This is a genomic window from Rhodococcus sp. WS3, assembly GCF_003797085.1.
Taxonomy (GTDB): domain Bacteria; phylum Actinomycetota; class Actinomycetes; order Mycobacteriales; family Mycobacteriaceae; genus Rhodococcus_F; species Rhodococcus_F globerula.
In genome coordinates this window covers 2,635,348-2,658,157 of the sequence record NZ_RKMA01000001.1, presented here as the reverse complement: position 1 = coordinate 2,658,157, position 22,810 = coordinate 2,635,348, and the positions used below count along the sequence as shown (strand labels likewise).

Here is a 22,810-nt window from a genome sequence, read left to right as displayed (position 1 = left end):
GCGGCCACCGTGCACTATGGATGGTGATGAAAAAAATCCTGAAGCGCGTCGCCGCCCGCACACCGGCACCCGAACCGGTGGCAAGCGGTTGCGAAGAATTGGCTGAAACGCCCGAAACCGACCCGGCCGCTTTAACTCCCGGCGTCTGTCAAGAATGCGCCAAGCTTGGCGAGGACAACTGGTCACACTTGCGAATCTGCCTCACCTGCGGCCACGTCGGATGTTGCGACTCCAGCCCGCACCAACACGCCACCAATCACTATCGCGAGACCGGACACCCCGTGATGCGGTCCCACGAACCTGGCGAGTCCTGGCGCTGGTGCTATGTCCACGATCTGATGGACTAGATACCGCGAAATACCTGGACACCCCGAAATACACCGAAGCCGGAGATGCAGTGCGCATCCCCGGCTTCAGCTTTGCCGTACTCAGTTATTCACGTTCCGTCAGTTGGTCTTCCACGCCTCGTCGAAGAACATGATTCCGTCGATGCTCTGCTGGACACCGTGAACGTTCTTGGCCCACACGCCAAGCCACGGCGTGTTGCCGAGGATCTGCCACGGCACAACCTCAGTGGCGCGCGCCTGGATCTTGGCCAGGACCTCTTTCTTCGCGTCATCGGACGTCGCGACACCCAACTCGTCGAGCAGCGTGTCCATCTGAGCGTCGGAGAAGCTTGTTGCGTTGTTACGTCCACCGGTCTTGAGGTTCGAGTACAGACGCTCGAACGGATCGGCTTCCGGAAGGTTGGCGGAGCCGGTCGACATGTCGAAGTCGCGGTCGACGTACAAACGCTTGACGACGTCGGCAACCGAGTTGACGTACTCGATCTGGAAGTCGAAACCAACGGCATTTGCCATCGACTGCAGCGCGAGAGCCATCGCCTGAGCCGAATTCTCCTGCATTGTCAGGTACGTGATCTTGCCGTCGTAACCGTCAGCCTTGGCCTCGTCGAGAAGCTGCTTGGCCTTGGCCGGGTCGACACCGATCGGAGCCTCGTCGTTGTGCCAGCGCGAGCTGTCCTGGAAGATGACCTGCCCCGGTAGGCCCTTACCTTCGTTGAGTCGGTTGTCGAGTGCAACGGGGTCCGTTGCCAGAGCCAGTGCCTGACGCACGCGCACGTCGGCGCCCGGGCGACCCGGAGCCGTGTTGAGCAGTGACAGGTACGACAGCGACGGGATGTCGACGTAGCCCGGGTAGCCGGAGTCGATGAGGTCGAGCACGTTCGGCAGTGATCGCATGTACGCGGCATCTGCGCCGCCACTCTTGAGCGACTCGCTCGTGGCCTGCGAACCGACGATGCTGATCATGCGCAACTTGTCCACGTTCGGGGCACCCGCGAAGTAATCCTCACGAGCGTCGAGAATCAGCTCCTCGTTGGGAGCGAACTTCTCGAGTGTGAACGCACCCGCGCCGATCGGCGTGAACTGATCACCCTGCTGCGCGCTGGGCGCAACGATCATTCCGGGGCCGGTGGCGAGCAGCGACTCGATCCCCGTCCACGGGTCGACGAGATTGAAGACAACCGTCGACGCGTCCGGCGTGTCGACCGACGCGACCTTCGACGCGTACAGGCTGGACTGCGGTCCCTTGTTGGTGACGTATCGAGCCAGGCTCGACGACACTGCCGCAGAGTCGACCTGCGTGCCGTCACTGAACTTCACACCATCGCGCAGCTTGAGCGTCCAGGTCTTGAAATCCGAACTCGGCGACATCGAGTTGGCGAGCTTCGGAACGAACTTCTGCGACGTGGGATCGTAACGAAGCAGGGTGTCGTAGATCGCCCCGAGCTCCGAGCCGGCCACCGAGCCGGCAATCTGTGTCTTCGAGGGATCGAGACTTGTCACCGCGGAGTATCCACTGAATGTCAGCGTTCCCCCCTTGACCGGATCGCCCTCGTTCGTCGATGCGTTGACGGGACCGATCGTCAGAGCTGAGCCGGACTCGGGTGCGTCGCCGCTGCCGCCGTCCGCTCCACTGTCGGCACACGAAGCCAAGAACAAACCGGCGGAAACAGCCAGTGCGACTGCTGCGACCTTTCGACTGCCGCGCCTAGAACTGCGACTCATTTACGAACCTCCAGATCGGACCTTCAACTGTGATGTGATGCGAAGCTGTCACAGTTTGTGACCTAAGGCACAAGTATTAATTCTCAGTCCCACTCAGTGGAAAGTACGAGGCCAATGGCCTGTGCGCCTTTCTGGCAGTGGGGGCTACCAGAAAGGCGCACGGGGGCGTAGCCCCTACTTCTTCCACACCTCGTCGAAGAGCAGAATCCCGTCGATACTCGGCTGAAGTCCGTGCACATTCTGGTTCCACACGTCCAAAGCCGGTCCGGTGCCCCACACCTGCCACGGCAGGGTTTCGTTGGCGCGTTCCTGAATCTTCACGAGGACGGCCTTCTTGTCGTCGTCGCTGATTGCAACACCCAACTCGTCGAGCAACTGATCCATTTCGGCGTCCGAGTAACCCGTGGTGTTGTTACGCCCACCGGTCTTGAGACCCGTGTAGAGACGTTCGGAGGGGTCCGCCTCGGTGAGGTTGAGAGCAGCGGTCGCCATGTCGTAGTCGCGATCAGCGTACATCCGCTTGACCAGGTCACCGACGTTGTTGACGTTCTCGATCTGGACGTCGAACCCGACGGCGTTGAGCATGGCCTGCACAGCGAGTGCCGTGGCCTGCGCCGACGGCTCCTGCATGGTGAGGTAGCTGATCTTGCCGTCGTAACCGTCCGCCTTCGCCTGATCGAGCAGTTCCTTGGCCTTGGCCGGATCCACACCGATCGGAGCGACATCGTTGTGCCAGCGAGACGTGTCCTGGAAGATCACCTGACCCGGAAGGCCCTTGCCGTCATTGGCCCGGACATCAAGGGTGGCCGGATCGACGGCGTATGCCATCGCTTGGCGCACACGCAGATCCGCTCCGGGTCGACCAGCGGCCATGTTGACGTTTGCGATGTAGCCGAGCGAGGGAATGTCGATGAATCCCGGGTAGTCGGACTCCACCAGATCGAGGATCGGCCCCAACGTTCGTATGTACGCGGCGTCGATCCCACCGGACTTCAACGCCTCGGAGGTGGGCTGTGCACCGAGAATGCTGACCATCTTGAGCTTGTCGACATTCGGCGCGCCGCCGTAGTAATCGGGACGAGCAGCGAGCAGCATTTCCTCGTTGGGAGCAAACTTCTCGAGCGTGAACGCACCGGCGCCGATCGGCGTGAACTGATCACCCTGCTGCGCAGCCGGAGCGACGATCATTCCGGGGCCGGTGGAGAGCATCGGCTCGATTCCCGTCCAGGGATCAACCAGGTTGAAGACGACCGTCGTTGCATCCGGCGTGTCCATCGAGGCGACCTTGGCAATCCACAACCCCGACTGCGGTCCCTTGTTGGTCATGTACCGGTTGATACTCGCCGTGACGGCCTGCGCATCGAAAGGTGTTCCGTCGCTGAACGTCACACCGTCGCGCAGCTTCAACGTCCACGTTGTGCTTTCTGCATTGGGCTCGAGCGACTCCGCCAGCTGCGGTTCAAACGTCTGCTCGATGGGGTCGTATCGCATCAGCACGTCGTAGATTGCACTGAGCTCGCTGCCACCGGTGGAGCCGCTCACTTGAGCCTTGGCCGGATCGAGCGTCGTCACCGGCGAGTAGCCGCTGAACGTGAGAGTACCGCCCTTGGTGGGCGATCCGGGATCGGCCTGCTCGTTGACCATTCCGATCTTCAACGACGACCCGGAATCAGCCGACTCGCCTCCGCCCCCGCCCTCGTTGTCGTCATTTCCAGCACATGATGCAAGGAACAAACTTGCGGTGATCGCCAGTGCGGCAGCTGCCGCGCGGCGACTACCTGATCGGGAATTGCGGCTCATCGAAACCTCCAGGTCGGTCGTACAACTGCGGTGTGAAGCGAAGTTCTCACAGTTTGTGACCTGAGACACAGTGTTTCGCAAAATAGCCTAAGCTGCGCAAAACGACGGGGGAAACACATGAGACTGAACCGCATGGGACTACTGAAGGACATCGGGAGCTGGCGACGCGGAGCAAAGCTGCAGCGACGCCTACGCGACCTCACCGGAACACTCGTGGTTGTCACCGGAGCCGGCAGTGGCATCGGCCGCGAGACCGCGCTCGCTTTTGCCGCCGAGGGCGCAATCGTCGTTGTGTGCGACGTCAACCTCGAAAGTGCCCAGGACACAGCCGCACTCGTCAACTCACCCGCAAGTGCTGGCGGAGCCGAAGCCGTCTTCGGTGGAGGCGCACACGCGTATCACGTGGACGTTTCCGACGAGCACGCCATGACTCGATTCGCGGAAACCGTAGCCGCACACCACGGAGTTCCCGACATCGTCGTCAACAATGCCGGTATCGGTTTTTCGGGAACCTTCGCAGACACCACTGTGGCCCAGTTCGAGCGAGTCATGAACATCAACTTCTGGGGAGTTGTGTACGGCTGCCGCGCCTTCTCACCGATGATGATCAAACGCGGCTCCGGCGGACACATCGTCAACCTCTCGTCCGCCGCCGCCTACACACCCCAAAAAGCGTTGACCGCTTACTCGACCAGCAAAGCCGCAGTGTTCATGCTTTCCGATTGCCTGCGCGCAGAACTACTTCCGCACGGAATCGGCGTCAGCACCATCTGCCCGGGGATTGTCGACACCAACATCGTCAGGACCACCGAATTTGCCGGAACCACTGCAGCGGAACAACTTCGTAATCAAACCAAAGCGGACAACTTTTACCGTCGTCGAAACTTCACACCCGACCGGGTCGCAAGCGCCATCGTCAAGGCAGTGCGAACCAACAAGGCAATTGTGCCCGTTACCCCCGAAGCGAAACTCGGGTACCGGCTCAGCCGGTTCTACCCGAGTTCCATGCGCGTCGGAGCCCGCATCAATGCTTTATGAGGCGGCTGTTAGCTTCCAAAAGAAAGACTTCCCGTAAATCCTTGTCGGACGTCGTCTTTCGATCGGGGAAGCACTTCATACGTGTCCGCGTACTGCCCACTGAAGCCGGTCACGGTGATCGGTCGGCCAACCAGAATGGACGCCGGGTCGAGACCCGCCTGCGTGTTCACGAAGATGACAGTGTTTCCTCCCGCTCCCGACACCAAGATCTTGTGTCCGTACGGCAGATCGTCGATGACCGGCGCGCTGACGATGCCGGACACCGTGACAAGCCGTCCCTCACTGCTCTCGCCGATTGCACTGAGCGGCAACCGCTCCGGCCGTACCGCCGGGGCGGAACCAAGACGCGTGACCGCGCTCGGACGAATGACAAGCAGGCCCTCCTGATCTGCGAGAACACCACTGACCTCGACCTGGTCGCCAACAGTTACAACCGAGTTGTCAGGATCACTGACATAAATGCCCGAATTGCCGCTCTGGAGACCAAATCCCTTGTCATAGAAGCTGGATTCGAAATCCCCGGACGACGTAGTCGCAATTCCCGACACCGTAACCTCGGCGCCGATTGGCAGCGAGCGAGCGAGCTCGATCGAATTGACCGCTACCACCGATGGCACGGGAGGCAAAGGTTTGGCAACTGCAGGTGCGCCAGTGAATATTGCTACTCCCACAGCACCTGCAGCCGCCCAAGTCAGAACTCGAACATGATTCATCGATGAATCTCCCCCGTATGTAGTGAACAGCAGACAATGACTTCCGCTGACAATACTGAGCTACGGGCAAATATGAGGCAACCGAAGCCGAAGCGCGGCAAGAACGGTCAGGAACCCGAGCTACCGCTCGACCCGAGTGAGCCTGTTCCACCACCGAGGTCGTCGAGCGGATCGGATCCGTCGATACCGCCCGGGAACAGGTATGCCGTGGACACCGTATTGAGCGACGTACCCGAAGTTGCCGGCGTCTTGGCGCGCCAATTGACGATCGGATTCAACACTCCGAACGGGCCACAACCACTGGCAGACGGAATAGCGAAATCGGTTGTCGCACTCTTGACGGGGCTAACCTTCAACGCCCCCGACGGCGCTACTTCGAAAGCCGGACTGGATTCAGCCGTAGGCGTGAGGTGGAAGTTCACCGGCGCCGTTTCAGATCCCAGGTAGCAGTTGTTGCCGAGGAAAGCGTTGTTGATCTTCATCCGAACCGGGAGGCTGATATCCATGTTGGTGATCAGATCGTTGAAGACGGGCACGCCCACCGCCTGCACCTCAGCCGTGACTCCCGCCAAACCGAATAGATTGTTGAACGGAAGATCGATACCGAGTACTCCACCCGGCACGGTCATCGGACGAAATTGTTGCCGGAGCCGGTGAACGAGGTCAGCGTTACCTCGCGGCACTGCGATTGGCGGGAATCCCCCCGAGCGGCATGGATTCCGCCGAGATCCTCTATGCCGACGGAACCTGCAACGCAATCGCCCAGGGCATGCCGCGATCCGAGGTGCTCGCAGAGTTCAAGGCAGTTGGCGACGTGTATGCCCAGATCACTCCGATGCCGTCACAGCGAATCGCCGAAATCTATGTGGAGACAGCAGAAAACACGTATTGCTGATCAGGCTTTACCGGCCAGCCAATTGTGCAGCCACGATGTAGCGGTGGTGCCCGAACCGTCGACTACGTAACGGGTGTAGTCGGTATGAACCTGTGACCCGTAGAAATCGACCAACTGATCGACACGCCGATCGTTGGCGCCGGGATCAAGTTGCGCCATGAGAGCGGGAAGCCCACCCGCAGTGATCAAGTCACGAACGATCACAGCCGCCTCGTCGCGCAACGAGAGAGCCGTTGCCGGAGTGGGATCGGAGACTTGCGCCATGAATCCGGCCAGACGCATCACAAAATCGTCTTCGGGCGTCGAGCAGTACAGATCGCCCGCAGCACACAGAGTGACGGTATCGGCTGACAGCCAACCGAATCCGCCGATCCGAGCACCACTGGCGCCGTTACCGCCAACCCACGGACCGATCAACACATCGGACTCGGCGCGACGCGGATCGGACAGCAGACCGACTCCCGCAACACGATTGGGCGGAACGACGCCGATGCCTGTCCCGATTTCGGCTGCGAGGTCGCCGGCCGCGTCGGCGCCCTGGCTGTACCCGACTATCGCGAATCGAGTGTCGCCGCACGACGCCGCCATCGCCCCGATCATGCCGCGCGCATTATCGACCGCCTGCCTTTTCGACCTGGCGTAGACATTCGATTCCCACGGGAAGGCGGTAGCCGAGTACGTGACGTAGTCGGTTCGCACCGACGACGGGAGGCCACTGGTGACCGGCGCGAGCATGCCTGCACCGGGCGAAACGCCTGAGGGCTCCCACGTTCCCGGAATCGCCACGACATACAGTTCGGGGCAGGGCGCTGCGGACGCCGTCGGTGCGCCGACGGCCTGCACTACACCAGCGGCCGCAACAACCGACAACATCGCAACAAAGCGCTTTGCACCCATCAAACACCCCGCATCCGATCGGGCAGACCCCTGTAGTCACCGCAGATATTTGAGCAGCATACTTGGTCAGAGCCCTCCTGTGGCGACCTCAACCAGTACTTTCATCCGGCGACCAGCGGACGCCGCCTCAACTCCTTCGACGACGATGTCCGCAAGGGGGACACATTCCACCCAGTGGTCGAGTGGATAAGCGCCCGACGCCATCCGGTCGATGACGCTCTCGAATTCCTTACGCGAACACGAGAGAGACGACATCACTCGTGCCTCGGTCAACATCAGCGCATACGGGTTGAACTGGAGCGGTTCCTTGTACGTCGCTACCAGGACGACTGCGCCGCGCGCTCGCACCGATGCCAGTGCACTCTCGACTGTCGCTGCGACACCGGCACATTCGAACACCGCGTCGGCGCCGTTCCCGTCCGTTCGCTGGGCGACGGCCGCAGCCAGATCATCGATGCCGGGATCGATCACGTCGAACCCCATCTTCGTGGCCACGGCTTGGCGTACCGGCGACGGCTCACTCAGCAGAATCCGGTCCACTCCACCGGCCCGGAGGTTGAGGGCAGTCGCGATACCGATGGGCCCCGCTCCCAGGACGAGCGCAAACTGACCTGCCGCCGCGCCGGAGAGCTCTACCGCATGCAGTGCGACGGATAGCGGTTCGATCACCGCGCCCTGCCTGAGAGTCACGGAGTCCGGAAGAACATGCACGGCACTTGCCGGAACTGCGGTGCGCTCCGACAATCCTCCGCCATGCGCGTTGATCCCATGGAAGGCCGTCATTACACACAGATGCTCGAGACCGCTACGGCATCGCGCGCATTGACCACAGCAATAGTTGGGCGCCACCACTACTCGGTCTCCGACAGCCACGTCCACGACACCGGCACCGATCTCACAGATGATTCCGGAGAATTCGTGGCCGAGGACCTGCGGTCCACACGCGCCAGTCAAGGGATGCGGCTGATCGGAAATCCCGTAAGCGTGAATCAAGCCGAGGTCGCTGCCGCAGATGCCGTTGAACGCCACCTCGACCATCACGTAGCCCTCGCGAAGTTCCGGTTCCGGAACATCCTCGACGCGAAGGTCGTCGACGCCATACAGGACAGCCGCCCTCATGCCTTTGCCGCCAATTCGTCTTCGTACTTCTTTGTCATGTGCGCAATCGCGGCATGTTGTGCCTCGTTGTGACTTTCGCGTACCTTGCCCGCCCTGGTCGCCGCGTCGAATGTGGGCTGCGATTGTCCCTGGAAGTGCGGCGCCACTTGCTGCGCGATCAACTCGAACGAGCGCCGAGTTGCGGCGGGGTTCGCCCAGTCGGTACCCATGATCAGCATCGATCCGAACCCACCTGACTGCTCGACGAGTTTGCCGACCAGTTCCCGCGCCTGAGCCGGAGTTCCGATAACGCCCATGCCGGAGTGGTTCATGTACGCGATCATCTGTTCCATGTCGGCGCCGCCGGAGCCGAAGTGCGGGAACGCCGCGACCTTACCGAAGTAGTCGATCCACTCCCCGAGCCCGAACCGCACATCTTCCTGCGCTTGCTCTTCCGTCTCCGCAATGTGCATGGGGCACACCAGTCGCCACTGGTCACGATCGACGACGGTACCGAACTCGGTGGCACGTTCCTCCATGATCCCGAAGTGATGACCGAGCGCGTCGAAGCCTTCCGGCGTGAGGGTCGCACCGATCGAGAGCAACCCCAGACCGTGCTTACCGGCCAACCGGGGTCCGGTCGGCGAGGCCACGCCGGCGACCACGATGTCGAACATCGGGTGCGAGTACGGACGAAGCTGCAGTTGCGCGTCGACCAGATTGTGCGTCTTGGTCTTAGCGGTGACGCGCTCACCGTTCAACAGTCGTACCACGATGTCGAGGTTGTCCTCGAGCAGTTCGCGGCACTCCGTGGGATCGAGTCCGATCATCGACGAGTCGGTCGGCAGTGAACCTGGACCGACACCGAGCATTACGCGGCCACGAGTGAGGTGATCGAGAAGCACCAACCGGTCCGCGACCCAAAGTGGGTTGTGGTAACTGAGCGACGTCACACCGGTGCCGAGCTTGATCCGTTTGGTGCGTTCTGCCGCTGCGGCGATGAAGATCTCGGGGCTGCCGATGATCTCACTGCCCGCGCTGTGGTGCTCACCGATCCACACCTCGTCGAAATCGAGACGATCGAGGTGTTCCACCAGCTCCAGGTCACGTTGCAACGCGAGCGTCGGGTTCTGTCCAACCGCATGATGCGGTGCAACGAAAGCACCGAAACGTAGCCTGCCCATGGAAATACTCCTCAATATCGATTGAACCAGTCGATACGACGCTAGAATTAGTTCTAGCTCAGCACCAGTGCACTTTGGGGGACATCAGTGAGTGACATCGCGTTGACCACTGCCGAATACGAGCGAGTTTTCGCAGTCCTCGATCGCTGCGATTCGGTGCGAACGGTGACGGAGTTCCGGGACGTCATAGTCGAGGCAATACCCGCAGCATTCCCCATCCGGCACACATCCTGTTTCGTAGGCGACACCTTCGAGAGCCAGTTCGCCGACCGGAACGCCACGGTCACAGCTGCCGGCTCCGGCTCAGACAGCTGGGAGACGATCAAGGCGAATTACCAAGAACATTGGGCACGCCACGACGTGTTCAATCTCCCGCAAGCACGGCAGCAGCTCCAATCGACAAGAGTCGCGTCACTTTCCGAGTTGGGCGGTCTACCCAAGCCTGCGGCGGTTTACGTTCACGAATATCTTCATCCGCACCAGATGCATTCGATCACTGCGATGCACCTCGACCTCGCGGCGGGCGGGCATGCACTGATCGGGCTGTTCGATCCCGACAAAGATGCGATAAGGCCGAAAGATCTTCTGGCTCTTCGACTCTTGGCCCGGCAGCTCTCGATACTCACTCGCGGCCTCCAGACCCTGCCAGGACTCGACCTGTTTGCAAAGCTCACGGCACGCCAACGAGAGGTAGCAACATTGGTCGCCGACGGCCGCAGTAATGCCTCGATCGCCGGGCAACTGAATCTCACCCAGGACACCGTCAAGAAGTACGTCAGCCGAATCCTTGCTGCGACCGGATGCGCGTCCCGCACCGAGCTGGCGATCGATGTTCGACGCCAATCTTTCTGATCAGTCGCCACTCGGATAAACCGGCTTCACGAAAAACCGCACCCCACCGTCGTGGTGGGGTGCGGTTTTGTCTTATCTCGTGCGACTAGCGCTGCGGAGCCGCCGTCGGGAGGATCGGAGCCGGAAGCGCCGTCTCACCTTCGAGGTAGGTGTCCACAGCGGCTGCTGCGGAACGCCCTTCGGCGATGGCCCAGACGATCAGGGACTGACCGCGGCCCATGTCGCCGGCCACGAAGACACCGTCGACGTTGGTGTTCCACTTGGACGTACGGGCGACGTTGCCGCGCTCGTTCAGGTCGACACCGAGATCGGTGAGCAGACCCGGCTTTTCGGGTCCGACGAAGCCCATCGCCAGGAACACGAGGTCGGCTTCGAGCTCGAAGTCCGAGCCCTCGACCTTCTCGAAGCGACCCGACTTCATCTCGACCTCGTGAGCCTTGAGGCCGGTGACCTTGCCGTCTTCACCGACAAACTTCTCGGTGTTGACGGAGAACAGACGCTCGCCGCCCTCCTCGTGAGCCGAGGCCACGCGATACATCAACGGGTATGTCGGCCACGGAGTCTGCTCGGCGCGAGTCTCCGGCGGACGCGGCATGATCTCGAACTGATGGACGCTGGCGGCGCCCTGACGGTGCGAGGTACCGAGGCAGTCAGCTCCGGTGTCGCCGCCACCGATGATGACAACCTTCTTGCCCTTGGCATCGATGGTCGGAGCATCGAGATCACCGAGCTGAACACGGTTGGCGATCGGGAGGTACTCCATAGCCTGGTGGATGCCGTCGAGTTCGCGGCCGGGGATCGGCAGGTCTCGAGCTGCGGTAGCGCCGCCGGCCAGAACCACGGCGTCGAACTGCTCGCGCAGCTCGTCAGCCGTGATGTCCACGCCCACATTGACGTTGGTCTTGAACACGGTGCCTTCGGCTTCCATCTGCTCGAGACGGCGGTCGATGTGGCGCTTCTCCATCTTGAACTCGGGGATGCCGTAGCGCAGCAGGCCACCGATGCGGTCAGCCCGCTCGAAGACCGTCACTGCGTGACCGGCGCGGGTCAGCTGCTGCGCTGCAGCCAGACCGGCCGGACCACTGCCGACAACTGCGACGCGCTTGTTGGTGGAACGAGCGGCGCGAACCGGCTTGACCCATCCCTCGTCGAAGGCCTTGTCGATGATCTCGACCTCGACCTGCTTGATGGTGACCGGATCCTGGTTGATGCCCAGGACACAGGACGCCTCACACGGCGCGGGGCACAGGCGACCGGTGAACTCCGGGAAGTTGTTGGTCGCATGCAGACGCTCGATAGCGTCGTGCCAGTGGTCCTTGTACACCAGGTCGTTCCACTCGGGAATCAAGTTTCCGAGAGGGCAACCATTGTGGCAGAACGGAATTCCACAGTCCATGCAACGGCTGGCCTGGGTCTTGAGGTTTTCCTTCGGGAACTCCTCGTACACCTCTTTCCAGTCGAGCAAGCGCAGTGGAACGGGACGACGGACCGGCAATTCGCGCGAACCGTGCTTCAGGAAACCGCTTGGATCACCCACGAGCTGCCTCCATGATTGCCTCGTCGACGTTTGCGCCGCGGATTTCGGCGTCCTTGATTGCCATCAGTACCTTCTTGTAGTCACGCGGCATCACCTTGGCGAAGTGGGTCACCTGCTGGGACCAGTCCGCGAGGATCCGCGCAGCAACCTCGGAACCTGTTTCGTCGCGGTGCCTTTCGATGACACTCTTGAGCCAGACGTACTCGTCGCCCTCGAGGTCCTCGATATCCACCAGTTCGCTGTTGACGTTGGCTTCGAAATCACGGTCCGGATTGAAGACGAAGGCGACGCCACCGGACATGCCGGCACCGAAGTTACGTCCGGTCTTACCGAGAATGACCACCTTGCCGCCGGTCATGTACTCGCAACCATGATCGCCCACACCCTCGACGACGGCAGTGGCGCCGGAGTTACGGACTGCGAAGCGTTCGCCGACGATCCCACGCAGCAGAGCCTCGCCGCTGGTCGCGCCGAACAGGATCACGTTGCCACCGATGATGTTGTCCTCGGCGACAAAGCCTTCCGCTGCGTTGAGCGGCGGGCGTACGACGATGCGTCCACCCGAGAGGCCCTTGCCGACGAAGTCGTTGGCGTCGCCGTTCAGGCGCAGGGTCATACCGCGGGGCACGAAAGCACCGAAGCTGTTACCGGCGGAACCGGTGAACGTGATGTCGATGGTGTTGTCGGGCAAGCCCTCTCCACCGAACGCCTTGGTGACCTCGTGGCCGAGCATGGTGCCGACCGTGCGGTTGACGTTGGTGATCGCGGACTCGAATACGACCGACTCACCCTTGTCGAGTGCATTGCGTGCGGAGACGATCAGCTGCTGATCGAGCGCCTTGTCGAGGCCGTGATCCTGCGTGCCCGTGCAGTGGACATCCTGATCCATGAACGCGGACTCGACCTGGGTGAGGATCGGCGACAGATCGAGATTGCCTGCCTTGCTTCCCTTCCAGTGATCGAGAGCGCGTGTGGTGTCCAGCATGTCGACCTGGCCGACTGCTTCGAGCAGCGTGCGGAAACCGAGTTCCGCGAGAAGCTCGCGAACCTCTTCGGCGATGAACATGAAGAAGTTCTCGACGAATTCCGGCTTGCCACTGAAACGCTTGCGCAGCACCGGGTTCTGCGTCGCAACACCAACGGGGCAGGTGTCGAGATGGCAGACGCGCATCATGATGCAGCCCGAGACCACCAGCGGTGCGGTGGCGAAACCGAACTCCTCGCCGCCGAGCAGAGCAGCAACAACAACGTCGCGACCCGTCTTGAGCTGGCCGTCGACCTGCACGACGATGCGGTCACGAAGACCGTTGAGCAGCAACGTCTGCTGGGTCTCGGCGAGGCCGAGCTCCCACGGTGCGCCGGCGTGCTTGACGGAGGTCAGCGGGGTGGCACCGGTGCCACCGTCGTGACCGGAGATCAGAACGACGTCGGCATGTGCCTTGGAGACACCGGCCGCGACGGTTCCGACGCCGACCTCGGAGACCAGCTTCACGTGGATGCGGGCCTGCGGGTTGGCGTTCTTCAGGTCGTGGATCAGCTGAGCGAGATCCTCGATCGAGTAGATGTCGTGGTGCGGCGGCGGCGAGATGAGTCCGACGCCAGGCGTGGAGTGCCGAACCTCGGCCACCCACGGGTACACCTTGTGAGCCGGAAGCTGGCCGCCCTCACCGGGCTTGGCTCCCTGCGCCATCTTGATCTGGATGTCGGTGCAGTTGGTCAGGTAGTGCGACGTGACACCGAAGCGTCCCGACGCGACCTGCTTGATCGCACTGCGACGCGAATCACCGTTCTCGTCCGGCGTGAAGCGTGACGGATGTTCGCCGCCCTCACCGGAATTGGAGCGAGCGCCCAGACGGTTCATCGCGATGGCGAGGGTCTCGTGAGCCTCGGCGGAGATGGAACCGTAGCTCATCGCACCCGTCGAGAAACGCTTGACGATCTCGCTGGCCGGCTCGACCTCGTCGATCGAGATCGACGGCCGCTTGCCGATGTTGAAGTCGAACAGACCACGCAGAGCCGCAAGGCGCTCCGACTGGTCGTTGACCATGGTCGTGTACTCCTTGAACACCTCGTACTGACCGGTGCGAGTTGCATGCTGGAGCTTGAAGACCGTGTCCGGGTTGAACAGGTGGTACTCGCCCTCACGACGCCACTGGTACTCGCCGCCGACCTCGAGCTCGCGGTGAGCGCGCTCTTCCGGACGATCGAGGTACGCGACGCGGTGACGTGCAGCTACATCGGCTGCGATCTGATCGAGGCCGATACCGCCGAGCTGCGACTGCAGTCCGGTGAAGTACTCGTCCGTCAGCTCCTGCGACAGGCCGATGACCTGGAACAGCTGAGCACCGGTGTACGACGCGAGCGTCGAGATGCCCATCTTGGACATCACCTTCAGGACACCCTTGCCGGCTGCCTTGATGTAGTTGGCGATGCCCTTCTCGAGGGTCAGATCCTCGAGTTCCTTGTTCTGCAGGAACTCGTCGATGGTCTCGAAAGCCATGTACGGGTTGACCGCGGCAGCACCGAAGCCGATCAGGAGCGCCATGTGGTGCACCTCGCGGGCGTCGCCGGCCTCGACGATGAGACCGACCTTGGTGCGCGACTTCTCACGAACCAGGTGGTGGTGCACAGCCGAGGTCAGGAGCAGCGACGGGATCGGTGCGTAATCCTCGGTGGACTCGCGATCCGAGAGCACGACGAGGCGTGCGCCACCCGCGATTGCCTGCGAAACCTGGTACTTGATGCCGTCGAGCGCACGACGGATACCGTCGCCGCCTTCCTTGACGGGGTACAGGCCACGGATGACAACACTGCGGAAGCCGGGGAATTCGCCGTCGTCGTTGACGTGAACAAGCTTCGACAGATCGTCGTTGTGCAGGATCGGCTGCGGGAGCGCGATCTGCTTGCAGGAATCAGCGCTCGGGTGCAGCAGGTCGCCCTCGGGGCCGAGTGTGGCACCGAGGCTGGTGACAACCTCTTCACGAATAGCGTCGAGCGGCGGGTTGGTGACCTGAGCGAACAGCTGCGAGAAGTAGTCGAACAGCATCCGCGGACGTGCGGAGAGCACGGCGATCGGAGTGTCGGTACCCATCGAGCCCAGAGCCTCGGCACCCGAGAGGGCCATCGGCTTGACGAGGAGGTTGACCTCTTCGCTCGTGAAACCGAAGAGCTGCTGACGCAGAACGACACGCTCGTGCGACATGTACGTGTACGGGCGATCCGGCAGATCGTCCATGTGGATCAGACCTTCGTCGATCCACTCCTGGTACGGATGCTCGGCAGCGAGTTCCGACTTCAGTTCGTCGTCGCTGATGATCCGGCCCTGAGCCGTGTCGACAAGGAACATGCGGCCAGGCTGCAGGCGGACCTTCTTGACGACGGTGGACGGATCGATCGGCAGAACGCCGACCTCCGACGCCATGACAACAAGACCGTCCTCGGTGATCCACAGACGCGACGGACGCAGACCGTTGCGGTCCAGCACGGCGCCGATGACGGTGCCGTCGGTGAAGCACACCGACGCCGGTCCGTCCCAAGGCTCCATGAGAGCCGAGTGGTACTCGTAGAACGCCCGACGAGCGGGGTCCATGCTCTCGTGCTTCTCCCAGGCTTCCGGGATCATCATGAGAACTGCGTGCGGCAGGCTGCGGCCGGCGAGGTGCAGCATCTCGAGCACCTCGTCGAAACGAGCGGTGTCGGATGCGCCCTGGGTGCAGATCGGGAAGATCTTCTCGAGGTTCTCGCGGCCACCGAAGACGTCGCTGTCGATGAGGGACTCGCGAGCGCGCATCCAGTTCTCGTTGCCGGTAACCGTGTTGATCTCACCGTTGTGAGCGACCCGACGGAACGGGTGCGCCAGCGGCCACGACGGGAACGTGTTGGTGGAGAAGCGCGAGTGGACGAGGCCCAGCGCGCTCTCGACACGATCGTCCTGCAGATCCAGGTAGAAACCCTTGAGCTGCGGGGTGGTGAGCATGCCCTTGTATACGAAGGTCTGGCCGGAGAGGCTGGGGAAGTACACCGTCTCGCTACCCGGGCCGCCCTTGCCTGCGCCCGCGCTGCCGAGCTCGTGCTCGGTGCGCTTACGCACGACATAAGCACGACGCTCCAGGTCCATGCCGGTGAACTTGTCACCCTCGGAACCGATAAAGATCTGACGGAACGTCGGCATCGCGTCGCGCGCCAATGCGCCGAGCGACGAGTCGTCGGTTCCGACCTCACGCCAACCGAGAACCGTCAGGCCCTCTTCGACGACGATCTTCTCGACCGCGGCAGCAGCCTCGTGAGCTTCGGCGTCGCCCTGGGGCAGGAATGCGATACCCGTTGCGTACGCGCCTTCGGCGGGCAGCGAGAAGTCCACGACAGCTCGGAAGAACTTGTCAGGAACCTGCAGCAGGATGCCTGCGCCGTCACCCGTGTTGGGTTCGGATCCGGCAGCGCCGCGGTGCTCGAGGTTCACCAGAGCGGTAATCGCCTTTTCGACGATGTCGCGACTGCGGCGACCCTTCATGTCGACAACAAATGCGACTCCACAGGAGTCGTGCTCATTGGACGGGTGATAGAGGCCCTGGGGGCCTGGAAGTTGCTTCATACCCAGCCTTCGTATGCCATAAATATGCACCGACGACCAGCAACGCTGATGGTCATCAACTTGCAATGCAAGTTCGTAAGCACCGGCACGACGATGTGTCCGGCACAGTCGGTTGAAACTTCTGCGAGTCAACCGTGTAACGAAAACGATAATTCAGAACCCCAGCATGCGCGCAACTAAGGTAGCCCTATATTTGCTCTGAACTGCGGCGATGCAGGACGCCCGAGAGCGCCTCGGAAAGATTCAGGGCTGCGTTCGTGCAGAAAAGTTCCGCTTCACAGGATACCGAATCCCCAGGCAACCGGCCTAAAAGTGCGACAAATGCAACAACTGGCCGCAGCGATAAAGATCAGCTGCGGCCAGTGTGTCTGAAACTGTAGCAAAAGTTGATCGATCAACCAAGGGCTGCTGCGGCATCAATTGTTAACGGAATCTCATTCGTGTGATTTCCCTACGCTCCCTGCGATTTCCGTACGCTCAGCCGCATGACAACAGCGGTGGTCGTGGGCAGCGGCCCCAACGGACTGGCAGCGGCAATCGAACTCGCCCGACACGGTATCGCGGTCCACGTCATCGAAGGCGCCGACAAGATCGGCGGCGGCACCCGCAGCAGTGAATACATTGTCGACGGACTCATCCACGACGACTGCGCGGGCTTCCATCCCACCGCGCTGGCATCACCGTTCTTCCGCGGACTCGACCGGGAATTCGGTTTCGCCGATCACGGATTGGAATGGCTCTGGCCCGAAATCGATCTGGTCCATCCACTCGACGACGGGACCGCCGGGGTTCTGTGGCGCGATATCGACCGAACTGCCGACGAGATGGGCGTCGACGGTAAGCGGTGGCGCTCGGTATTCGGGTATCTGTCGGAGCACTTCGACGCGTTGGTCGAGGACGTCTTTCAACCGATCGTCCATATCCCGAAACACCCGCTGATACTGGCCAGGTTCGGCGCCGGCGCGATTCTCCCCGCAGCTGGTTTCGCACGTATGTGGAAGACCCCACAGGCCCGGGCGCTGTTCGGTGGCAGCGCCGCGCACATGTTCGGTGCGCTGACTACCCCACTGTCCAGTGCGGGCGGACTCATGCTCACCGCAGGCGCCCACGCACACGGCTGGCCAGTCGCCCGCGGCGGCTCCGGCTCTATTGCCGCTGCTCTGACCTCCATTCTGCGCAGCCTCGGCGGCACCGTCGAAACCGGAAACCGGGTCACCGACTTCTCCTCGTTGGCCGGCTACGACATCGTGATGCTCGACCTCGCACCCGACGCCGCCGCTCGACTCCTCGACGGCCATCAGCCCGATCGAATTGCGCGGGCCTACCGCAAGTACCGCTACGGACCCGCCGCCTACAAAGTCGACTACGCCGTGCGCGGCGACTCCGACGGAAGCGTCGTACCGTGGACGAATCCACACGCCCGAAAAGCCGGCGCCTTGCATCTCGCCGGATCGATGCCGGAAATCGCCGCCGTCGAACGTCAGACCGCCCGGGGTGAAATACCCTCAGCACCATTCATTCTCGTGGGTCAGCAATTCCTGGCCGACCCATCACGATCAGTGGGAGACATCCACCCACTCTGGTCGTATGCACATGTCCCGCATGGATATTCGGGTGATGTCACCGAGTCCGTCACTCGGCAGATCGAACGCTTCGCACCCGGTTTCCGGGACCGGATCGTCGGCGTGCATGTTCGCAACGTCCCGCAGATGGAGGCCTACAACCCCAATTACGTCGGCGGGGACATTTCTGCCGGAGCAAACACACCGAGGCAGCTCATCGCCCGCCCCAGGTTCGGGTTGGATCCTTATGCCACCGGAGTTCCTGGTGTCTTCCTCTGCTCGTCCGCAACTCCCCCGAGCGGCGGCGTCCACGGGATGTGCGGCTACAACGCGGCGCAGTCGGCGCTGAAGACCAGGAGCTGAAACGTCCTCGCGGGGACGCTTTTTCGGACAAATGCCTCGCCACAAGACGGTGATTACCTAGTCGTCCGGACACCACTTCAATGTCACAGGCGTCAGCTCACCCGATTCGGGATCGAAAGGGATTATGCGGAAATATCCTGAGTTCTGATCAACCTCGTCGTCATCGTTGAATTTGATTCCCGACCAAATACCCATCATCGTCGAACCTGCGTGAGCGAGCGCATGTTCGACTTCGCGCTGGGTCACCAGAACGGCAGCGCCAAGAGTCTGTGTGCCTTTGGCTTCCAAGTACAGCAGCTTTCCGCCCTTTTCGGCCGTCGCATCGAAAGGACTACCAAGCCTGGTATCCGTTATCTTCCAGCCCCGCGAACGATAATGCTCCATCAGGCGGTCTTGTGCAGCATCTTCGATCTTCTTCCGGAGCACCGGGTCCTGCAGTCGCCCCTGAGCTGCCCCTCTACCCAAGCGGCCTTCCGCCTCGACATCAAGGCTGTCCCGGTGTGCAACCCACAACATTTCGAGATCCAACGCTGCGTTCGCCGCCAGCATGATGCCGCCGCCCTGAGGCCGCCAATGCTGCTCAGGCATAGCCTCTTCCAAGGCCTCAGTCGGCAACAGATCTTCGACTGCGAGGACTACATCCCACCGCAGGTCGACATAGTTTGCCGGACGCGCCGAACCATCCCAATGCTTGCTCTCGTAAATTTCGCTGGTCACTTTTCCGCTGGCAACTATTCCTCGTCCCTTAGTTCCCTGACGAAGCAGGAAGACCCGGTCACCTGGGCTCACCCCACTCTTTCGCACACCGGTAGACCAGCTGTCCTTGACCTTTACGCGTTTGACTGTTTGGTCGATGGCATCGAGATAGGCGGCACCCCAATCCCATTGATCCGGATTCCATGTAACGATCAATGCACCGTGCATGGCCGATACCTCCTGCGCAGACTGGTCCGTACCAAGATCGTAGGGTTCGGTCGCACTTCGGGTTCGACTACAAGCAGTATCCGTCTGAATTGCGTAGATTCTGATCGAAACGTCCCCGCGGGGACGTCTTTTCGGACAAAGCGGAGGGATACAACGTTGGACGATCCACCCGAAGAGGCATACGGGCGCGTCACGAACCCGGAACGGTTTGCTCCGTTGATACCGGCTGCCGAAGAGTTGATCAGCGATCTGGTATCCAGGTTCGACGTGACGATTTCCCGCGGTCCGGCGGCACCGTCGAAGTCCAAGACCGTCGCGACGTTGGAGTCTGTACAGATAACTCCAGTTCACGTGGACCAGGCACCGCTCGCGATCACCTTCACCTCGTTTCCCGGGTTGTATCTCGACGTCGGTGCGTGGCAGCACATCGCGCTCCCCGCATGCGGATGCGACGCGTGCGATGAGGATGCCGAAGACGTTGCGCGGGAACTGGCAAACTACGCCGAAGCTCTTACCACCGGGCAGCTGTCCGAACGCATCACGGGCAGCATCCCACCGGTCCTCGAACATTCCTGGGAAGGCAATGACTGGGGGCGTAGCGGCAAAACACCTCTGTCCAAGGAGCGAGCCGCTGAACTTCGGGCCGCACCGGTGCAACCGCCGCAGGATGGCCACTGGAAACCATGGTCGACGACACTGCCCTCCTGACGACACTGCCCTCCTGACGACACTGCCCTCCTAGACTGAAAACTCAGACGCGAAAGACAGGAGGCTGAGGTGGCCGATAAAGCTGAGGTGGCCGATACGACAGTGGCCGAGGTAATCGCCGAACTGGCCGCACTCGAGGATCCGAAAGCCCGCGCGGTGAACGAGAAGCACGGCGACGATCACGGCGTGAACCTCAGCAAATTGCGCGCCATCGCGAAGCGACTGAAGACGCAGCAGAAACTCGCACAACAGCTTTGGAAGACGGAGGACACCGCAGCGCGCCTGCTGGCGATCCTGATCTGCCGTCCGAAGGCGTTCGACCGCGACGAGTTGGACGCCATGTTGCGGGAGGCCCGCACTCCCAAGGTTCACGACTGGCTCGTGAACTATGTAGTGAAGAAGAACCCGCACTCCGAGGAACTGCGCCTCGCCTGGTCAGGCGATTCGGATCCAGTGGTCGCGAGCGCCGGTTGGGCACTGACCACCGAGCGCGTGGCGAAGAAACCCGAGGGCCTCGACCTAGCGCGTCTGCTCGACGTCATCGAGGCGGAGATGAAGGACGCCCCCGATCGCTTGCAGTGGGCGATGAACCACACCCTGGCTCAGATCGGGATCGAGCACGCCGAGTACCGGGCGCGGGCAATCGACATCGGTGAACGACTGCGGGTACTCGAGGATTACCCGACTCCCCCGAACTGCACATCTCCGTTTGCACCCATCTGGATCAACGAGATGGTCCGACGACAGAACAACGCGTAATTTCCGGACTACCTCAACCAACAAAAAACGAGGCCACAAACTCGAAAGAGTTTGTGGCCTCGTCTGTGGTGGGCGAAGGGGGACTTGAACCCCCACGTCCCTAAGGACACTGGCACCTGAAGCCAGCGCGTCTGCCATTCCGCCACTCGCCCGAGCAACGTCGAAACATTATCACGACAACATTTGAAACTTCTATTCGTACTGGTCACGGCATGAAACGAAGAACACAGGGTACTTCAGTGGGAGGAACCGATATCATGCAGGAACCAGAGGCAGATACTGCCGAACAGCCGTTTGACAGTACCGTGGAACCTGACAGTAGTTCGAACGACACGCGAGTGGGCGATGCCGGCGCTAGTTGCCGAGCATTTTTCCACCGGGAAATGCGAAGCGAGAGGAGACCCCGATGGGCATCGTTCAGCGTTTTGAGCGAAAGCTTCAAGGAGCTGTCGGCGACGCATTCGCACGTGTCTTCGGCGGCGGCGTCGTACCGCAAGAAGTAGAGGCTGCGCTCCAACAGGAAGCGCGCGACCGCGTCGAGCACCTCGGCGGCGGAATTCTCCTTGCCCCCAACCACTATGTGATCACGATCAACAATTCGGATCACGAGGAGTTGGCGGCCGACCGCGACCTCACTATCAAGGCTTTCAGCCGGCATCTGCAGGATTTCATCCGAGATCAGGGCTGGCAGACGTATGGCGATATTTCGGTGACTTTCGAGCCCTCGCCTACATTGCATACCGGTCAGTTCCGCACCCGCGGCACTGTCGACCCGGACGACGATGCCGACCAAGCATCGCCCCGGTCCAATGTTCCGCAGGTATCGTCTCGACCGCCACAATCACCTGCACCTATTGTTCCCCCTGTTTCGAATCCAGTCCCGTCACAACCAGGAGCCGGCACCATGACGCAGAACTCAGGCTACGAGTCCAGCCGCGAACCGGCTGGTCGCCAGCCCGATCAGCAGCCGGCGCGCAACGGATACTCACACGACGACGGCAACTACCCCGCACCACGGGGCCAGGAAGCGCCGCCTCAGAACGGGTACGACCGCGGCGACGGTTACCGCACCGGTGACGATCAGCCGCAGCAGGCGCCCTACGACCAGGGTGGATACAACCAGCAGGGCTACCAGCAGCAGCCGTACAACAACAACCAGCAGGCGTACCAAGGCAGCTACGACCAGCAGGGTTACCAGCAGCAGCCGTACGACGCTCAGCAGGGCGGCTACCAGCAGCCTGCCTACGATCAGCAGTCCTACGACCAGGGCGGTTACAACCAGCAGGCGTACCAGGGTGGTTACGACCAGCAGGGTTACCAGCAGCAGCCGTACGACGCCCAGTCTTACGATCAGGGCAGCTACGACCAGCAGGGTTACCAGCAGCAGCCGTACGACGCTCAGTCTTACGATCAGGGCAGCTACGACCAGCAGGCATACAACAATCAGGGCGGCAACTACGACCAGACACAGTCGTACGCCCAGCAGGGTTACAACCAGGGTGGTTACGCGCCCGCAGCCCCGCAGGCTGCTGTGACGGCAACCCTCCAGCTCGAGGACGGCAGTGGACGCCACTTCCAGCTCCGCGATGGCAGCAACATCATCGGCCGCGGCCAGGAAGCACAGTTCCGTCTTCCCGACACCGGTGTTTCACGTCGTCACATCGACATCCGCTGGGACGGCCGGACGGCAATGCTGTCCGATCTCGGTTCCACGAACGGCACCACAGTTAACGGGGCGCCGGTTCAGGACTGGCAACTCGCCGACGGCGACATCATTCGCGCTGGTCACTCCGAGATCTTGGTCCGTATCCTCTGAGTGT

The 22,810-nt window shown here is 61.6% G+C and carries 18 protein-coding genes and 1 tRNA gene; 8 read left to right on the top strand and 11 right to left on the bottom strand.

The annotated features are described in order from the left end of the window. Positions 1 to 26 precede the first annotated feature (26 nt). Positions 27 to 347, top strand: coding sequence for a UBP-type zinc finger domain-containing protein (locus EEB13_RS12055; protein ID WP_033235431.1), 321 nt, complete (start codon positions 27 to 29; stop codon positions 345 to 347). A 99-nt stretch (positions 348 to 446) separates the two neighbouring features. On the opposite strand, the gene EEB13_RS12050 is transcribed toward EEB13_RS12055, so the two are convergent. Further along, the gene (locus EEB13_RS12050; protein WP_033235349.1) at positions 447 to 2,069 is read right to left on the bottom strand and encodes an ABC transporter substrate-binding protein; all 1,623 of its coding nucleotides are present in this window, start codon (positions 2,067 to 2,069) and stop codon (positions 447 to 449) included. 174 nt (positions 2,070 to 2,243) lie between these two features. Beyond that, entirely contained in the window at positions 2,244 to 3,869 is a 1,626-nt protein-coding gene (locus tag EEB13_RS12045) for an ABC transporter substrate-binding protein (RefSeq protein ID WP_033235348.1), read from the bottom strand. Positions 3,870 to 4,001: 132 nt separating this feature from the next. Between EEB13_RS12045 and EEB13_RS12040 the strand changes: the two genes are divergently transcribed. Then, positions 4,002 to 4,907 carry an SDR family NAD(P)-dependent oxidoreductase gene (locus tag EEB13_RS12040; RefSeq protein ID WP_141485325.1) on the top strand — a complete coding sequence of 302 codons (906 nt, stop codon included), beginning with the start codon at positions 4,002 to 4,004 and terminating at the stop codon, positions 4,905 to 4,907. Between the two features lie 8 nt (positions 4,908 to 4,915). Here the strand turns inward: EEB13_RS12040 and EEB13_RS12035 are convergent, their stop codons facing one another. Both EEB13_RS12035 and EEB13_RS12030 read right to left on the bottom strand, forming a co-directional pair. Continuing rightward, on the bottom strand, positions 4,916 to 5,524 hold the full coding sequence (locus EEB13_RS12035) for a hypothetical protein (RefSeq protein ID WP_261984502.1): 609 nt from the start codon (positions 5,522 to 5,524) through the stop codon (positions 4,916 to 4,918). A gap of 203 nt (positions 5,525 to 5,727) precedes the next feature. Further along, entirely contained in the window at positions 5,728 to 6,249 is a 522-nt protein-coding gene (locus EEB13_RS12030; RefSeq protein ID WP_233364808.1) for a hypothetical protein, read from the bottom strand. A gap of 83 nt (positions 6,250 to 6,332) precedes the next feature. Between EEB13_RS12030 and EEB13_RS12025 the strand changes: the two genes are divergently transcribed. Beyond that, positions 6,333 to 6,515: a hypothetical protein gene (locus EEB13_RS12025; RefSeq protein ID WP_230590231.1), complete on the top strand. Its 183-nt coding sequence runs from the start codon at positions 6,333 to 6,335 to the stop codon at positions 6,513 to 6,515. Here EEB13_RS12025 and EEB13_RS12020 read toward each other — a convergent pair whose 3' ends face one another. The 3 genes from EEB13_RS12020 to EEB13_RS12010 form a co-directional block, all read right to left on the bottom strand. After that, positions 6,516 to 7,412, bottom strand: coding sequence for a cutinase family protein (locus EEB13_RS12020; protein ID WP_141485324.1), 897 nt, complete (start codon positions 7,410 to 7,412; stop codon positions 6,516 to 6,518). A 66-nt stretch (positions 7,413 to 7,478) separates the two neighbouring features. Continuing rightward, complete coding sequence (locus EEB13_RS12015) at positions 7,479 to 8,531, bottom strand: 2,3-butanediol dehydrogenase (RefSeq protein ID WP_141485323.1); 1,053 nt, start codon at positions 8,529 to 8,531, stop codon at positions 7,479 to 7,481. Continuing rightward, positions 8,528 to 9,694, bottom strand: a complete 1,167-nt coding sequence (locus EEB13_RS12010; RefSeq protein ID WP_033235345.1) for an LLM class flavin-dependent oxidoreductase — start codon at positions 9,692 to 9,694, stop codon at positions 8,528 to 8,530. Before EEB13_RS12010 ends, EEB13_RS12015 begins: the two co-directional genes overlap by 4 nt. An 87-nt stretch (positions 9,695 to 9,781) precedes the next feature. Between EEB13_RS12010 and EEB13_RS12005 the strand changes: the two genes are divergently transcribed. Beyond that, complete coding sequence (locus EEB13_RS12005; protein ID WP_141485322.1) at positions 9,782 to 10,546, top strand: helix-turn-helix transcriptional regulator; 765 nt, start codon at positions 9,782 to 9,784, stop codon at positions 10,544 to 10,546. Between the two features lie 85 nt (positions 10,547 to 10,631). On the opposite strand, the gene EEB13_RS12000 is transcribed toward EEB13_RS12005, so the two are convergent. Then, the gene (locus EEB13_RS12000) at positions 10,632 to 12,083 is read right to left on the bottom strand and encodes a glutamate synthase subunit beta (RefSeq protein ID WP_045066156.1); all 1,452 of its coding nucleotides are present in this window, start codon (positions 12,081 to 12,083) and stop codon (positions 10,632 to 10,634) included. Next, a complete protein-coding gene (gltB, locus tag EEB13_RS11995) occupies positions 12,076 to 16,674 on the bottom strand; it encodes a glutamate synthase large subunit (RefSeq protein ID WP_141485321.1) in 4,599 nt (1,532 codons plus the stop codon). Before gltB ends, EEB13_RS12000 begins: the two co-directional genes overlap by 8 nt. 485 nt (positions 16,675 to 17,159) lie before the next feature. On the opposite strand from gltB, the gene EEB13_RS11990 reads away from it, so the two are divergent. After that, entirely contained in the window at positions 17,160 to 18,599 is a 1,440-nt protein-coding gene (locus EEB13_RS11990; RefSeq protein ID WP_141485320.1) for a phytoene desaturase family protein, read from the top strand. Between the two features lie 57 nt (positions 18,600 to 18,656). On the opposite strand, the gene EEB13_RS11985 is transcribed toward EEB13_RS11990, so the two are convergent. Continuing rightward, on the bottom strand, positions 18,657 to 19,523 hold the full coding sequence (locus EEB13_RS11985; protein WP_033235340.1) for a protein NO VEIN domain-containing protein: 867 nt from the start codon (positions 19,521 to 19,523) through the stop codon (positions 18,657 to 18,659). 156 nt (positions 19,524 to 19,679) lie between these two features. Here EEB13_RS11985 and EEB13_RS11980 point away from each other — a divergent pair, with 156 nt between their 5' ends. Beyond that, complete coding sequence (locus EEB13_RS11980) at positions 19,680 to 20,231, top strand: DUF6226 family protein (RefSeq protein ID WP_141485319.1); 552 nt, start codon at positions 19,680 to 19,682, stop codon at positions 20,229 to 20,231. An 87-nt stretch (positions 20,232 to 20,318) separates the two neighbouring features. Then, positions 20,319 to 20,990, top strand: coding sequence for a DNA alkylation repair protein (locus EEB13_RS11975; protein WP_084702695.1), 672 nt, complete (start codon positions 20,319 to 20,321; stop codon positions 20,988 to 20,990). A gap of 66 nt (positions 20,991 to 21,056) precedes the next feature. Here the strand turns inward: EEB13_RS11975 and EEB13_RS11970 are convergent. Beyond that, positions 21,057 to 21,142, bottom strand: a tRNA-Leu gene (locus EEB13_RS11970). Positions 21,143 to 21,396: 254 nt separating this feature from the next. Here EEB13_RS11970 and EEB13_RS11965 point away from each other — a divergent pair. Then, positions 21,397 to 22,806 (top strand): DUF3662 and FHA domain-containing protein, encoded by a 1,410-nt coding sequence (locus tag EEB13_RS11965; protein ID WP_141485318.1) that lies wholly within the window; start codon positions 21,397 to 21,399, stop codon positions 22,804 to 22,806. Positions 22,807 to 22,810: the final 4 nt, after the last annotated feature.